The organism is Corallococcus sp. AB049A (assembly GCF_003668885.1).
Classification (GTDB): domain Bacteria; phylum Myxococcota; class Myxococcia; order Myxococcales; family Myxococcaceae; genus Corallococcus; species Corallococcus interemptor.
In genome coordinates this window covers 1-15,059 of the sequence record NZ_RAWL01000205.1, presented here as the reverse complement: position 1 = coordinate 15,059, position 15,059 = coordinate 1, and the positions used below count along the sequence as shown (strand labels likewise).

The following is a 15,059-nucleotide window of genomic DNA, read 5'->3' as shown; positions in this document are numbered from 1 at the left end:
CGCCAGGGGAGGGCGAGATGCGGGGTTGGACGGTGGCGGTGGCGATGGCGGCGGCGGTGGTGCTGATGGGGACGAACGCGATGGCTTTCCCGGTGCAGGTGCCGGTGGGTGCCCAGGGTGAGGCACCGGACGTCGCGGCCCTCCGGGCGCAGCTCGCGGAGAAGGAAGCACAGCTCAAGGCGGCCCTGGCCCGGCTGCAGCAGTACGAGGATGAAGCGGACTACCTCCGCGCGGAGCAGCTGGGCGTGGCCGAGGCCGTGCGCGCCTCCGGGCTCCCGGAGCGGCAGCAGCGCCGGCTGGCGGTGTCCATCGTCCGCGAGGCGGAGCGCAACAACCTGGATCCGCTGCTGGTGGTGGCGCTGATCCGCTGCGAGTCCTCCTTCAACAACTACGCGGTGTCCGGGGTGGGCGCCATGGGCCTCATGCAGGTGATGCCGGACACGGGCAAGTACCTGGCGGAGAAGAACGGCTGGCGGCTGGGCCGTCACACGAACCTCTTCGACTTCGAGACGAACGTGAACCTGGGCACGGCCTACCTGGCGGACCTCATCAACCGGTTCGGCTCCGTGGAGGGCGCGCTCGTCGCCTACAACGCGGGTCCCGGGCTGGCCAAGCGCATCCTCGCCAAGAAGGAGAACCGGGTGAAGTTCATGGCCGGCTACCCCGCCAAGGTGGTGAAGGAGTTCCGCAAGCTGAAGGCCCAGCAGGAGCGCGCCATCAGCCTGCGTGCCGAGCAGACGACAACCGACCGCAAGGGTTGACCGCTGCGTGACATGCGCTTCGCTTGGTCGCCAACACTCCGGCCGAAGTTGCATGCCCGGCACTGACCTGATCGCGGGTGAAGGTGCAATGTCCGGCTCCGGCTGTGCACCCCACCACCCCGTGGGAACCGGACCACCCCTGTGGTCCGGCAACCGTGCGGCAGCCGCCATTGACCATCGTAGGCGGCACACACGTGCACACCTCAGCGGGAGTACGCAACATGACGGGGCTTCGGATTCATCGTGAGGAGGCTGCGGGTCGTATCACCCTGCGCCTGGAAGGAACGCTGGACGGCCGCACGGCCCAGGAACTGAGCTCCTCGCTCCAGGCGCTGGCGCAGAGCGAGGTGGTCCTGGACTTCGCGCACCTGCGTGAGTTCAAGGACAGCGCGGTGGGCGTCCTGACCCACGGTCTGAAGGACGGCGCCGTGCAGCTGCGCGGGCTGGCCACGCACCACGAGCGGATGTTCCGCTACTTCGGCGTGCTGTCCGCGCCGGCGACGCACCGGGCCTACTACACGCCCGAGGACATCTTCTCCGCCTGAGTCACACACCCGGAGTCCCTCCGGGCCGCGTGCATCCCCGGCAATAGCGCTCGCGCCTCCAGGGCAGGCGGGCATCCGGCGTGGAACACGGGCGGCCTGGAGGGGTGCCGGCGGGCGTTCGCCTGGGCTAGAGTCCGCGCCCAGATGACCCAGCCCGCTCGCGTCCTCGGTCCTGTCCCCTCCCCTGCTTCCGCGCGCGCGGTGATGGAGCGGCTCGCCGCCCAGCTGGGCCGCGCAGTGCAGGGCAAGCCGGAGGAGGTCCGGCGCGTCGTCACCTGCGTGGTGGCCGGCGGGCACCTCTTGCTGGAGGACATGCCCGGCGTGGGCAAGACGACGCTGGCGGAGGCCCTGGCCCGCGCGTGCGCCCTGTCCTTCTCCCGCATCCAGTTCACCGCGGACCTGCTGCCGGCGGACATCCTGGGCGCGCAGGTGTTCCACGCCCAGACGGCCACCTTCTCCTTCCGGCCCGGGCCGCTGTTCCGGCAGCTGGTGCTGGCGGACGAGCTCAACCGCGCGCCCCCGCGCACCCAGTCCGCGCTCCTGGAGGGCATGGCCCAGGGCCAGGTGTCGCTGGACGGGCAGACGCACGCGCTGCCCTCGCCCTTCACCGTGGTGGCCACCCAGAACCCGGTGGACTTCTCCGGCACCTATCCCCTGCCGGACTCGCAGCTGGATCGCTTCCTCGTGCGCCTGTCCCTGGGCCACCCGGCGCCGGACGTGGAGGCGCGCCTGCTCACCACGCGCGGCGCGGCGTCTCCGCTGCCCTCGGTGGAGGCGGTGACGGGGCCGGAGGAGCTGGCGTCGCTGCGCGACTTCGCCCAGGAAGTGAAGCTGGACGCCGCGGTGGCGGACTACGTGGTGCGGCTGGCGCGGGCCACGCGCGAGCACGGCGACCTGGACCGCGGCGCTTCCACCCGCGCGGTGCTGGCGCTGGGGTCCGCGGCCCGGGCCCAGGCCCTGTGGGAGGGCCGTGACTTCGTCACCCCCGGCGATGTGCGCGCCATGCTGGTGCCCTGCTGGGCGCACCGCGTGCTCCTGCGCAGCGCCGTGCAGGGCGTGTCCGCGCGGGACGAAGCGGCGCACCTGGTGGAGGAGATTGCCCGCAAGGTGGCGGCGCCCCGGTGAAGGCCCCTGCCCGTCCGCCCCTCAAGACGCGGCTGCGCGCCTTCCTCCGTCCGCCGCGCACGCTGTCGGTGACGAAGACGGGCCGCACGTACCTGGTGGTGACGTTCGGCGTGGGCCTGGGCGCGCTCAACACGGGCAACAACCTGCTCTATCTCCTGCTGGGCCTCCTGCTCAGCATGGTGGTGGTGTCCGGAGTGCTGTCGGAGCGCTGCCTGCGCGACCTGACGGTGCGCCGGGTGGGCGCGGACGCGGCGTTCGCGCGCGAGCCCTTCGCCTACCGCTGGGCGGTGTCGCGCAAGGCGGGCCACGGCTTCGCGCTGACGCTCTCCGAGGACCTCTCCCCGCTCACCGGCACCGGGAAGCTGGGCCACCTGCCCGCGGGCAAGGAGCACATCGTCCGGGCGGACCTGGCCGCGCCCCACCGGGGCCCCGTGAAGCTGACCGGCGTGCGCGTCACCACCACGTGGCCCCTGGGCCTGTTCGCCAAGACGCGCGTGTTCTCTCTTGAAGGGACGCTGCTCGTGTATCCGCGCCGGGGCTACGCCTGCAAGGAGCCCGGTCCCGCCCAGAGCGGCCCCCGGGGCGAGTCAGGCAGCCCGCGCCATCTGGATGGAACCGGCGACGTGGCGGGCCTGCGCGAGCTGGCCGCGAACGAGGACGCGCGCCGCATCCACTGGCTGAAGAGCGCCGCGGCGGGGCGCCTGCTCAAGGTGGAGCGCGAGCGCGAGGAGCGCCGCGTCTGGAAGCTCTCGCTGGAGACGGGCCTCACGGGCGACGCGCTGGAGCGCCGCTGTGAAGAGGTCGCCGCCCAGGCGCACCAGCTGCTGGACGCGGGCCACGAGGTCGGCCTCCAGCTGCCGGAGCGCACGCTGCGGCCCGCGGCGGGGGCCTCGCAGGAGCGGCGCATCCTCCAGGCGCTCGCGTGGGTGGGCTTCGAGGACGCGGACGGCGGGACGGATTCGCGGGAGGCGGCGTGAACCGCCCGCTGCGGCTGAAGCTCACGCTGCGCGACCTGGCCGCGGGCTCCGCGTTCGGCGCGATGGCGGTGTCCGGGCAGCTGCCCCTCTGGGCGCTGGCCGTCTTCCTCCTGGCGCTGGTGCTGGCGCTGTTCAACGTGCGGCTCGTCGCCCGCCACGCGCGCCTGTCCGCGCTGGGGCTCCTGGTCGCGGCGGTGCTCCTGGGCCTCCAGCTGACGTCCGGCGCGATGAACGCGGTGGTGGCCGCGTGCTCGTTCGCGGGCCTCATCGCCGCGCAGCGGATGCTGTCCACGCCGGACGCCGCGGCCGAGGGCCAGACGCACCTGACGGGCCTGTTGATGGTGGCCGGCGGCGCGGCGCTGTCCGGCGACATGACGTACGCGCTGTGCCTCATCGCCTTCGGCGTGCTGGCCAGCCTGTCCCTGGCGCTGGGCGTGGTGGAGTCAGCGGTGCCGGACGGCGAGCCCGTGCCGGTGCGCGCGGTGATGCGGCCCTTGTCGGTGGGCCTCGCGTTCGCGGTGGCCGGCGCGGTGGCCTTCTTCGTCCTCTTCCCGCGCCTCAACTGGGCCATGGTGGGGCCGCGCTCGGCGCCGGGCCTGGGCGCGGTGAGCAGCGCGGGCTACTCCAACACCGTGCGGCTGGGCGGCGCGGGCACCATCAAGAGCAACCCGCGCGTGGTGCTGCGCGCCACCCTCACCCCCGACCCGGGCAAGGACGCGCTGGATGCCTACTGGGTGGGCCGCACCTACGACACCTTCGACGGCATGGAGTGGACCAACGTCGTCGGCGCGAAGCAGACCGAGCGGCAGATCACCCTGCGCCCCGCCAGCGACACGCTCCTGCACCAGCGCATCGAGCTGTTGCCCGCGTACGGCGCCCGCACGCTGATTGCCCTGGAGATGCCCTCGCGGCTGGGCAACGCCATGGCCCATACGCCCACCGGCACCCGGAACAGCCCCGTGCAGCTCCAGGGCGGGGGCGAGGTGCGCTTCACCGTCACCGCGCCCTCGTACACCTACGAGGCCTACAGCCTGCCTCCGGACGCCAAGGCGGGCCTGGCCGCAGGCATCGTCCAGGCGGAGCGCGACCAGTTGCTGGCGCTGCCGGAGCACCTGGATCCGCGCGTGGCGCAGCTGGCGTCGCGGGTGCTCCAGGGGGAGAAGGAACCCCTGGCCGCGGCGCGCAAGCTCGCGGCCTTCCTGCAGCGGGACTACGCGTACACGCTGGAGCAGGCCGGCACGCCGGAGGATCCGCTGTCCGAGTTCCTCTTCGTGCGCAAGGCGGGCCACTGCGAGCACTTCGCCACCGCGCTCACGCTGATGCTGCGCACCCAGGGCATTGGCGCGCGGCTCGCCACGGGCTTCTACGGCGGCACGCGCGTGGACGGCGGCTACCTGGTGCGCGCCGGTGACGCGCACGCCTGGACGCACGTGCTCGTCCCGGAGCGGGGCTTCGTCACGGTGGACGCGACGCCGCCGTCGAACCGCACGAGCCAGGGCTCCGTCCTGCTGGAGAAGCTGCTCGCCTTCTATGAAGCGGTGGAGGCGCGCTGGCGCAACTCCGTCGTCGACTACTCGTTCCGCGACCAGTTCGAGCTGGCGAGCGCCCTGGTGCGTCCCCCGCGCCGTCCTCCCGGCGCCCGCGAGAACGCCGCGCCTGGCCGCCTGCCTCCGCCGCGCGCGTGGGTGACGGCCGCCGTCGTGGGCTTCGTCATCTGGCGCGCGGGCCGCTTCGTCTCCCGCTGGACGAACCGCGCCCCGGTGCCGCAGGCCACGCGCTTCCTGGACCAGGTGGACGCGGCGCTCCGGAAGGCCCACGTGCCGCGCTTCGAACACGAGACGCTGGAGGACCTGACCACGCGCCTGGCGCGCGAAGGCCATCCGCTGGCGCTGGCGCTGACGCCCCTCACCCGCCGCTACCTGGAGGCCCGCTTCGGGGGCCGGGTCCTGCGCGAGGGAGAGGCCGAGCACCTGCTCGCCACCCTGCGCCGCGCGCTGGAGGCGGAAGCCGCGCGCCGCGCCGCGAAGCCGGCCAGTCAGCCGGGCCCTACCGCCCGCGCCTCCTGAGCGGAAGAGAAGTGCCCTCCTGACGGAAGCCCGCTTCCGTCGCCGGTCGCCCGCTCTCCCCAGGGACGCCCGGCCAGGGTGGAGAAATGTCGCCACCACCGGCGCGGCTCGCCATTAAGCGTTTCAGCGAACCCTCATTCGCGAGCGTCATGGCGACGTGCTTTTTCGCCCCTCGTAGACCCGCGGTTTTCCTCTCGGCCACGGGTAATGGTTACAGACCGTTCGCGGGTGACAGGCACCTGCGTCTTCCAACCCCTCGGAGACACACGCGAATACATCCAACCCTGGTTGGCATCCCGGTTGCTCAGGGCAGACACGTCAAGTTGTAGGACTTGAACCCAGGGCACCTTTCAAGCGCCTCCGCCGCGGCAGGAGGCCCGATTTGGAGAATCCATCCATGCAGGCTTCGACCGAGCAGTCGTCCAACTCCGGCTCCCTCGCGATGTACCTCTCGGAGATCAACCAGTACTCGCTCCTGAAGGTGGAGGAGGAGCAGGAGCTGGCGCGCCGGTTCATCAAGGGGGACCTGGCCGCCGGCCACCGTCTGGTGACGAGCAACCTGCGCTTCGTGGTGAAGGTCTCCTACGAGTACCGCTCCTACGGCATCAAGATGTCGGACCTCATCCAGGAGGGGAATATCGGCCTGATGAAGGCGGTGCAGAAGTTCGATCCGGACAAGGGCATCCGCCTCATCTCGTACGCGGTGTGGTGGATCCGCGCTTACATCCAGAACTACATCCTGAAGAGCTGGTCCCTGGTGAAGCTTGGGACCACGCAGGCGCAGCGCAAGCTGTTCTTCAGTCTGGCCCGCACGCGCCGGGAGCTGGAGAAGCTGGGCAGCGGCGAGGCCGTGGTGAACGTGGATGAGATTGCGCGCAAGCTCCACGTGAAGCCCGGTGAAGTGCGTGAGATGGAGCAGCGCATGGGCGGCCGGGACCTGTCCCTGGACGCGCCCATGGGCGAGGACGGCGGCAACAGCCACGTGGACTTCGTGGTGAGCGCCGCGGCGCCCCAGGACGACGAGTTCGCGGACAAGGAGGAGGCGGGCCTCATCAACAACCGCGTCCGCACCGCCCTCATGCGCCTGGACCCGCGCGAGCGCTTCATCATCGAGCAGCGCGTGATGAACGAGCGCCCCATGACGCTCAAGGAGCTGGGTGAGCACTTCGGCTTCTCCCGCGAGCGCGCGCGCCAGCTGGAGATCCGCGCCAAGGACAAGCTCAAGTCGGAGCTGGCCGCGCTGATGGCGGAGGTGGATCCGGAGACGCTGGCCGCCCAGGGCTGAAGGGGCTGTTTTCGCGCCCCGGCGGAGACCCTGCTACAACGGGCCCCCTGATTTCCTGTCAGGAGTGCCTGCTTGTCCCACGGTTCCCCGCCGGTCGTCGATGATCGCGTTCCTATCGCGGAGGCGCATGCGCCCGCCTCGCACAAACCCTATGTGCCCCCCGAGCAGTCGCCCGCGGAGCTGACGATCCGCGGGCTGGTGCTCGGGTCGGTGCTGGGCATCGTGTTCGCGGCGTCGTCCGTGTACCTGGCCATCAAGGTCGGCCTCACGGTGTCCGCGTCCATCCCGGTGGCGGTGCTCTCCATCGCCATCTTCCGGGCGCTGGGGCGCTCCAGCATCCTGGAGAACACCATCGTCCAGACGACGGGCTCCGCGGGTGAGTCGCTCGCCTTCGGCGTGGCGGCCGCCCTGCCCGCGCTGCTGATTCTTGGCTACGACATCAGCCTCACGCACGCGTTCCTCACCGCCGCGCTGGGCGGCGTGCTGGGCGTGCTGATGATGATTCCCCTGCGCCAGGGCCTCATCGTCCAGGAGCACGGCAAGCTCACCTACCCGGAGGGCACCGCCAGCGCGGACGTGCTCATCGTCGGCGAGCAGGGCGGCACCAACGCGCGCACGGTCATCCTGGGTTTCATCATCGGCGGCGTCTACAAGTTCGCCTACTCCGGGATGAAGCTCTTCAAGGAGGCCATCGGCACGCCCATCAAGGGGCTCAAGGCCGCGACGCTCTCCACGGAGGTGTCCCCGGAGCTCCTGGGCGTGGGCTACATCATCGGCCCTCGCGTGGCGGGCATCACCTTCGCCGGCGGCGTGCTCAGCTACCTCATCCTCATCCCGATGATCTCCTTCTTCGGCAGCGGCATGGAGACCCCGCTGCTGGTGCACAACGGGATGCTCATCAAGGACATGTCGCCGGATCAGATCCGCAACGCGTACGTGCTCTACATCGGCGCGGGCGCGGTGGCGACGGGCGGCCTCATCAGCCTCATCCGCTCCCTGCCCACCATCGTGGGCGCCTTCAAGCGCAGCGTGGAGACGCTGCGCCAGTCGCGCACGCAGGGCGCCCTGCCCACGGTGCTGCGCACGGACCAGGACCTGCCCATCACCGTGGTGCTGGTGGGCAGCGCGCTGCTCATCCTGGCCATCTGGCTGGCGCCGCCGCTGCACGTGAACTTCATCTCCGCCATCCTCATCGTCATCTTCGGCTTCTTCTTCGTGACGGTGAGCGCGCGCATCACGGGTGAGATCGGCTCCTCGTCCAACCCCATCTCCGGCATGGTGGTGGCCACGCTGCTCGTCACCTGCCTCGTGTACCTGCTGTTCGGCTGGACGTCGTCGCCGGACCGCTTCATGGCGCTCACCACGGCGGCCATCGTGGGCATCGCCGCGTCCAACGGCGGCACCACCGCGCAGGACCTGAAGACGGCGTTCCTCGTGGGCGGCACGCCCAAGAAGCAGCAGATCGCCCTCTTCGTCGGTGTGCTCACCAGCGCCATGTTCATCGGCCTGGTGCTGGTGCTGCTCAACCAGGGCGCCACCGCGGTCATCCCGGAGGCGCACCCGGGCGTGCAGGTGACGGAGCTGACGCAGGAGACGCGCACCCAGCACACCTACCGCTGGGCGGTGTCCCAGGACGCGCTCACCCAGCGCGGCATGACGCCCGAAAAGCTCAAGCGCGCGCTGTGGACGGAGCGCCTGGACGCGGCGCCGGTGGACGGCGGGCTGGAGCTGCGCAGCTGGCGCCCCATGGAGGCGCAGGCGCTGTCCAACCTCACGCTGTCGCCGGCCAACGGCCCGTCGCTGAAGCTGTCGGAGGCGGGCGCCATCACCGCGGGCCCGGACCGCGTCTACAAGGAAGGCTTCGTGCGCGGCGCGGACACGCCCGTGCCCGCCGGCCGCTACCTCGTGGATGACCAGGGGGCCATCCAGTACGTGGTGGACCCGGGCATCGGCGGCCGCATCAGCGAGTACGAAGGCCAGACGCTCACCCGCTACTCCGCGCCCAAGGCGCAGCTGTTCGCGCTCATCATCGACGGCATCCTCACGCAGCGGCTGCCGTGGGACCTGGTGCTCCTGGGCGTCTTCATCGCGCTGATGCTGGAATTGTGCGGCGTGTCCTCGCTGCCCTTCGCGGTGGGCGTGTACCTGCCCATCAGCAGCTCCGCCCCCATCTTCGTGGGCGGCATGGTGCGCCACTTCGTGGACAAGCTGCGCGGCGGCACCGCGGCGGAGTCCGAGTTCTCCCCCGGCACGCTGATGTCCTCCGGCTACATCGCGGGCGGCTCCATCGCGGGCGTGCTCATCGCCTTCCTGGAGATCGCCAGCGACGGCGCCTGGACGCGCGCCATCAACCTGCCCGCCGTCTTCGGGCACGAGGGCGGCATTGGCGCGTTCCTCAACGCCGTGGGCGAGAGCGAGCTGGCGCACCCGACGTGGTCCAACGTCTGGGGCCTGGCGTTCTTCGCCGTCCTCACCGCGGTGCTGTTCCGCTCGGCCCTCAAGGGCAAGAGCGGCGCGGAGGCCCCGCCGCCGTCGCACTGACGGCCGGCTACAGCCCGGGCACCGACGGCGGCACCTCCGGGTCGCCGCCGTCGGAGTCCCCGGGCCCCTTCGCGCAGACGTACTCCGCGCGCAGCGGCGTCACGATGCCGAAGGTGAAGGCGTAGACGAACGGGCTCCACCACGGCCAGTACACGTCCACCCGCGACAGGCCATGCCGGCACTCCGCCGCGGCCACGTTGGACGTCGTCAGCCCCTCCACCAGGCTCACCCCCGTCCGGGACTCCGGCGCGCCGTCCCGGGCCGCCGGGCTGCGCACGCTCATGCGGAAGCACCCCGTGAGGGACGCCAGGACCAGGGCGGACGCGGCCAGTCGCTTCATGCACGGGACTCCAGACGGCGAAGGGGCCCCCTGCCTAACACACCCGGGGTTCACCCCGAGTCCGCCCCCTGTCACCCAGGTGTCACTCCAACCCCCTGGATTCAGGGCGCTTGTCGAATTGGGAGCCGGCCCTGGACGGGAGTAGACTCAGGGCTCCCCTCACCGGGGCCTTCCGCCCCCTCCGGATTCTTCAGGTTTCATGGCACAGCCCCAGAAAGTCACGGACGCGAACGCGAACGCGGATGCTGAGCAGTCGCCGGAGGTCCGCGAGAAGGTGGAGCTGGCGAAGACGTTCGCGTTCCACCTGCTCAAGGGCATCAAGCAGATTGGCATGTACCGCCACAACGAGGCGCGCTTCCCGGAGTTCCTCTCCAAGGCGCAGGAGGCCATCACCTCGTACACGGAGAAGTTCGGGCCGCTCTCGCTGAAGGTGGAGCAGCAGAACTTCATGCTGCACGGCGAGGCGCTCTTCTCCGAAGAGTCGCCGCTGCCCTACAAGTTCTTCCGCGACGGCATCCGCCAGCTCATCTTCCGGCCGGGGCTGCCGCTGGAGGAGCTGGTCACCCTCACGCTCATCGCGCTGTCGGAGCCGGAGCGCGGCGCGGACGACGTGCTGGCGCAGCTGTGGCGCGCGGGCATGCAGCAGGTGGAGTACGTGGTGGTGGAAGGCTTCTCCATGGAGGGAGCCAGCGAGGACGAGGTCCAGGTGGAGGTGGACAAGGTGGTGGGCTACCTCTACTCCCGCCTCCAGACGAACTCGGATGACTTCCTGCGCTTCGCGCGCGTGTCCGCGGAGGACCTGGACGCGAAGCTGGACGGCGTGGAGCAGATCCGCGGCCTCGTCGTGGGCGGCCGGCACGCCTCGGACGAGCTGAAGGCCCGCATCCAGCGCGAAATCACCGAGGAGGAGAACGCGCGCCTCTTCCCCAAGCTGGTGGGCGCGGTGTTCCAGGTGGTGGAAGGCGGCGTGGATGACGCGGTGCTGCTGGAGGAGATCTTCCTGCAGCTGTTGGACATGCTGCTGCTCCAGGACGACTTCGCCACGGTGAACCAGATCGTCCTCAAGCTGCGCGCGCTCTCCCAGCGCGAGGGCGGCGAGGACCTGGGGCGCCTGCTCAACAACTTCCTGCTCAAGATGGGCGAGGAGCAGCGCCTCACGCGGCTGGGCGAGTCACTGAAGACGACGCGCACCAGGCAGCCGCAGGACGTGACGCGCTACCTGCAGTCGGTGGGCGTGGACTCGGTGCTGCCGCTCTTGAGCGTGCTGGAGACCATCGAGCTGCCGGAGAACCGCGTGCTGTTGGGCGACGTGCTGGCCACCTTCGCGCGCGACCTGCCGGAGCCCTTCGTCGCGCGCCTGTTGTCGGACCGGCCGCAGACCGTGCGCGACATGGTCTACATCCTGGAGAAGAGCAATCACCCGGAGCGGATCAAGATGTTCGGCCAGGTGATGAAGAGCCCCAACCTGGTGGTGAAGCTGGAGGTCATGCAGATCATCGGGAAGGGCCGCACGGCGGAGGCCCGGCGCATCATCCACGACGCGCTCACCGACAACGTCTCCCAGGTGCGCATGCTGGCCGCGAAGCTGCTGCCGGAGTTCGACCGCGAGCGGGCCTTCACGGACCTGGTGCGCCTGGTGCGCGAACCGGCCTGGGAGAAGAAGACCTCCGACGAGAAGGCCGCCATCTACGGGGCCATTGGCGCCACCAACCTGCCCGCCGCGCTGTCCATGATGCAGCAGTTGCTGGCGGTGAAGCCGTCCCTGCTCAACAAGCGGCGTGTGATGGAGGACAAGCTGTTGGCCATCACCGGCCTGGGCGGCGCGGCCAGCATCCAGTCCTACAAGATGTTGCAGGTCGTGGTGGAGGACAAGACGCAGCCCCTGGAAGTCCTCACCGCGGCACGCAAGGCGATGTACCAGACGCGCAAGGCCCTGTTCGGGGACTCCGCGCTCCCGGAAGAGGCGGGCTGACACCATGGCCGACAACTTGAAGATTACCCAGACCCAGCAGACCCAGGGCGAGAGCCTGGGCGAGTACGGCCGGGAGCACAACGAGAAGCTCCAGAACCTGTCGCGCTCCATGCTCGCGGGGCTCTACATGCTCGTGCGCTCGGTGAAGATGTACGACCCGGAGAACGCGGTCTTCGAAAAGCCGCTGCACCAGCTCCAGGACATCATCAACCAGATCATCGGCAAGGAAGGCCGGCTGGAGCTGACGGGCGTCAAGGACTCGTTCTACCTCAACGGCATGCTGGTGAAGGTGGACCTCAACTCCATCGAAAACCAGCGCTACCTGCTGTCGGAGCTGCGCGCCAAGGACGTGGGCGGCATCACGCTGACCAAGCCCGTCACGGTGCAGGAGCTGAAGAACTTCATCTGGATCTTCAGCAAGGAGCAGTCCGCCACTTCAGAGGAGGACGGCCTGCAGGGGCGCAAGCTCCTCAACATGCGCGTGGCGAAGTTCTCCAAGCTCCGGGAGAAGCTGAACAAGGACATGGATGCGCCGGGCGACCAGAAGGTCGACCGCAAGAAGTACGCGATGACCGTGTATGCCCGCGCGGTGTTCTTCCTGCAGAAGTACCTGGAGTCCGTGCGCGCGGGGAAGCCCATTGGCTCCTCGCGGGCGCTGCGCCTGGTGCAGGACTTCGTGGACATCTCCTTCGATCAGCGCACCCACTTCCTGGGCATGACGACGCAGAAGCGCGAGGAGGACTACCTCGTCTACCACCAGGTGAACGTGGCGCTGATGTGCATCGTCTTCGGCGCGGAGCTGGGGCTCACCAAGCCGCAGCTGCGCGACCTGGGCTACATCGCGCTCTTCCACGACGCGGGCATGACGACGCTGCCGGAGGAGCTGGCCACCAAGCGCGGCGCCCTCACCGCGGACGAGAAGACGACCGTGGCGCGCGCGCCGCTCATCAGCGTGCGCAACATCCTGATGGAGAAGGGCTTCAGCCGCTCCACGCTCCTGCGCGTGGTGACGACGTTCGAGCACAAGACGGACTACGGCACCGCGGTGCGCGACGCGCGCGGCAACATCCAGATGATCATCCCCAAGACGAACCTGGGGGTGTACGCGAAGATCATCGCCATCTGCGACGCGTACGACGCGCTCACGTCCCGCCGGCCCTACCGCGACGCGTACGGCCCGGAGGTCGCGCTGATGCTGATGTGGACGGAGATGCGCCAGAAGTTCGACCCGGAGCTGCTGTCCGTCTTCATGCGGGTGATGGCCATCCAGCCCATCAAGGTCCTCTCCCGCCGCCAGCAGCAGCTCAGCGTTTCCGGCCTGTAGTCTTCTTCGCCGGGGCCTTCGCCTTCACGGGAGGCCTCGCGGGGATGCTGGCCTCGCGCAGCAGCGTGAGCGCCTTCTGGAAGTCCTCCGGCAGGGGGGCCTCCAGGTCCAGCGCCTTGTGGGTGCGCGGGTGTTCGAAGGCCAGGCGCCACGCGTGCAGCGCCTGCCGTCCCAGCGCCTCCTGCGCCTGGGCCACCGCGCCCTTCGCCTTGCGGCCCGCGCCGTAGAGCGCGTCGCACAGGAGCGGGTGGCCGGCCTCCGCCAGGTGGACGCGGATCTGATGCGTGCGGCCGGTGAGCAGGTCCACCTCCACCAGCGCGGCGCCGTCGAAGGCCTCGCGCACGCGGAACAAGGTGATGGCGGGCTTGCCCTCCTTCACCCTGCCGGTGAACTTCTGGCGGTGGATGGGGTGGCGGCCGTAGAGCGTCTCGATGCGGCCCTCTCCGGGCGGCACGCCGTGCACCAGGGCCAGGTACGTCTTCTGGACCTCGCGCGTCTTGAAGGCCTTCTGGAGCGCCACCAGCGCCTGCTCGTGCTTGGCGACGACGAGGCAGCCGGTGGTGTCCTTGTCCAGCCGGTGGACGATGCCGGGGCGCAGCTCGCCGCCCACGCCGGCCAGGTCCTTCACGCGGTGCAGGAGCGCGTTGACCAGCGTTCCGGACGCGTGGCCCGCGCCCGGGTGCACCACCATGCCGGCGGCCTTGTCCACCACGACGAGGTCGCGGTCCTCGTGCAGCACGGACACGGGCAGCGCTTCGGCCTGGGGAATCGCGGCGACGGGCGCCGGGACGTGGAGCTGTAGCACCTCGCCCCCGCGCAGGCGCTGCGCGGCCTTGGCGGGCTTGCCGTCGGACAGGACGTGCCCGTCGGCGATGAGGCCCTGGAGGCGGGAGCGGGTGAGGTCCGGGAACGCGCGGGCCAGGTACGCATCCAGCCGCTCGCCCCGGGCTTCGGGGAGGGCGCGGTGCTCGCGCGTGTCGGGTGGGGCCACGGCGGCGGGCGCTACCAGATCTTCGACTTCACGTGCGCCTTGGAGCGCAGCACGATGTCATTGATGGCGCGCTCGAAGAAGTTCGCCTGGGTGCTGATCTCCGCGCTCACGCGGCTCTTGTAGAGCGCGCGCCCCTCTTCCAGTTCCTCCTTGAGGACCTCGAAAAGGTTGTCCTGCTCGATGCCCTTGATGATCTTCTGCTCGTTGTAGAGCGAGATATCGGAGGCGATCGCGCGAGCGAGTCGCATCGCCTTGACCTTTTCCTCTTCCGTCATCGTGCCACTACTTAGGCACCCACCCCGTGCGAGTCAACTTTTCCCGTCGCACGGGAGGGGGGCTGGCCGACTGCCGGTCAACGGCCCGACTTGGCGGGTTTCTCGGAGAACAGCGCGAGGTAGCTCTTGGACACACGCAGGGGGTCCAGGCCCAGCTCGCGGGCCAGGTTCATGAGGATGCCCCGCAGGTACACCGTGGTGGGGAGCGCGGAGTAGCGGTCCGCCTCCACGTTCTCCAGGTGACGCACGGAGATGCGGGTGCGGTCCGCCAGCTGGTGGATGGACAGGCCGCGGGCCTCGCGGACGCGGCGCAGCAGCTCGCCGTTGAACTCGGCGTCGGACGGGATGTCCACGCCCCGGGGGCGGGCGTCGCGGACCTTGGCGGCCACCTGGGCCAGCGCGGACTCGGCGGTCGCGATGGCGGAGTCCTGGGCCAGGACCTGGGCGTCCCCGAGCTTGCGGACCGTGGGGCTCTTCACGCTGCCCGGCCCCGTGGGGCCGTTCTGCGCCGGACGCGAGTCGATGGGCCGCGACGTCAGGGGCCGCACGGCGGCGCGGGTGGCCCCGGTGGCCGGGATCCGGGCCAGCGCGCTGGTGCTGGCGTCCAGGGCCGGCGTCGCCGGGGCGGGGTTCGGCTCCGACTCGCCCTGGGTGGTCGTGACAGCGGGCGCGTCCGGCTCCGGCGCGGGGCTGGCGGCCACGGTCTCCGGGGCCTGGGGTTCGGCGGCAGGCGAGGTGCTGGCTTCCGGCGCGGGCTGGGGCTCCGGGACCTCGGTGGCCTCGGCGGCGACAGCCACCTCGGCGGCCACCGGAGTCTCCACGGGGGCGCTCCCGGAAGCGGGTGCGGCCTCCTGCGG

The 15,059-nt window shown here is 70.3% G+C and carries 13 protein-coding genes; 9 read left to right on the top strand and 4 right to left on the bottom strand.

Features of this window, described 5'->3' with window-relative positions; genetic code table 11:
* The first annotated feature begins 17 nt into the window (after positions 1-17).
* The 7 genes from D7X55_RS21845 (at position 18) to D7X55_RS21815 (ending at position 9,300) form a co-directional block, all read left to right on the top strand.
* The gene (locus D7X55_RS21845; protein WP_120547353.1) at positions 18-761 is read left to right on the top strand and encodes a lytic transglycosylase domain-containing protein; all 744 of its coding nucleotides are present in this window, start codon (positions 18-20) and stop codon (positions 759-761) included.
* Positions 762-982: 221 nt separating this feature from the next.
* Positions 983-1,306, top strand: a complete 324-nt coding sequence (locus D7X55_RS21840) for an STAS domain-containing protein (RefSeq protein ID WP_120547354.1) — start codon at positions 983-985, stop codon at positions 1,304-1,306.
* 144 nt (positions 1,307-1,450) lie between these two features.
* Positions 1,451-2,431 (top strand): MoxR family ATPase, encoded by a 981-nt coding sequence (locus D7X55_RS21835; RefSeq protein ID WP_121724086.1) that lies wholly within the window; start codon positions 1,451-1,453, stop codon positions 2,429-2,431.
* Positions 2,428-3,408: a DUF58 domain-containing protein gene (locus D7X55_RS21830; RefSeq protein ID WP_121724085.1), complete on the top strand. Its 981-nt coding sequence runs from the start codon at positions 2,428-2,430 to the stop codon at positions 3,406-3,408. Before D7X55_RS21835 ends, D7X55_RS21830 begins: the two co-directional genes overlap by 4 nt.
* Positions 3,405-5,474, top strand: a complete 2,070-nt coding sequence (locus tag D7X55_RS21825) for a transglutaminaseTgpA domain-containing protein (protein ID WP_120547357.1) — start codon at positions 3,405-3,407, stop codon at positions 5,472-5,474. The genes D7X55_RS21830 and D7X55_RS21825 overlap by 4 nt, the downstream gene beginning before the upstream one ends.
* 397 nt (positions 5,475-5,871) lie before the next feature.
* Entirely contained in the window at positions 5,872-6,759 is an 888-nt protein-coding gene (locus D7X55_RS21820) for an RNA polymerase factor sigma-32 (RefSeq protein WP_014396039.1), read from the top strand.
* 72 nt (positions 6,760-6,831) lie between these two features.
* On the top strand, positions 6,832-9,300 hold the full coding sequence (locus D7X55_RS21815) for an OPT family oligopeptide transporter (protein WP_120547358.1): 2,469 nt from the start codon (positions 6,832-6,834) through the stop codon (positions 9,298-9,300).
* A 7-nt stretch (positions 9,301-9,307) separates the two neighbouring features.
* On the opposite strand, the gene D7X55_RS21810 is transcribed toward D7X55_RS21815, so the two are convergent.
* Positions 9,308-9,640 (bottom strand): hypothetical protein, encoded by a 333-nt coding sequence (locus D7X55_RS21810; protein ID WP_120547359.1) that lies wholly within the window; start codon positions 9,638-9,640, stop codon positions 9,308-9,310.
* A 199-nt stretch (positions 9,641-9,839) separates the two neighbouring features.
* Here D7X55_RS21810 and D7X55_RS21805 point away from each other — a divergent pair, with 199 nt between their 5' ends.
* Positions 9,840-11,612, top strand: a complete 1,773-nt coding sequence (locus D7X55_RS21805; protein ID WP_121724084.1) for a HEAT repeat domain-containing protein — start codon at positions 9,840-9,842, stop codon at positions 11,610-11,612.
* 4 nt (positions 11,613-11,616) lie between these two features.
* On the top strand, positions 11,617-12,936 hold the full coding sequence (locus tag D7X55_RS21800; RefSeq protein WP_120547361.1) for an HD-GYP domain-containing protein: 1,320 nt from the start codon (positions 11,617-11,619) through the stop codon (positions 12,934-12,936).
* Here D7X55_RS21800 and D7X55_RS21795 read toward each other — a convergent pair.
* The 3 genes from D7X55_RS21795 to D7X55_RS21785 all read right to left on the bottom strand — a co-directional run.
* Positions 12,917-13,927: an RluA family pseudouridine synthase gene (locus D7X55_RS21795; RefSeq protein WP_120547362.1), complete on the bottom strand. Its 1,011-nt coding sequence runs from the start codon at positions 13,925-13,927 to the stop codon at positions 12,917-12,919. The two genes, D7X55_RS21800 and D7X55_RS21795, sit on opposite strands and share 20 nt — an antisense overlap.
* An 11-nt stretch (positions 13,928-13,938) precedes the next feature.
* Positions 13,939-14,202 carry a hypothetical protein gene (locus D7X55_RS21790; RefSeq protein ID WP_120526362.1) on the bottom strand — a complete coding sequence of 88 codons (264 nt, stop codon included), beginning with the start codon at positions 14,200-14,202 and terminating at the stop codon, positions 13,939-13,941.
* Positions 14,203-14,279: 77 nt separating this feature from the next.
* Positions 14,280-15,059: helix-turn-helix transcriptional regulator (locus D7X55_RS21785; protein WP_147470168.1), on the bottom strand; the 780-nt coding region annotated here is incomplete at its 5' end.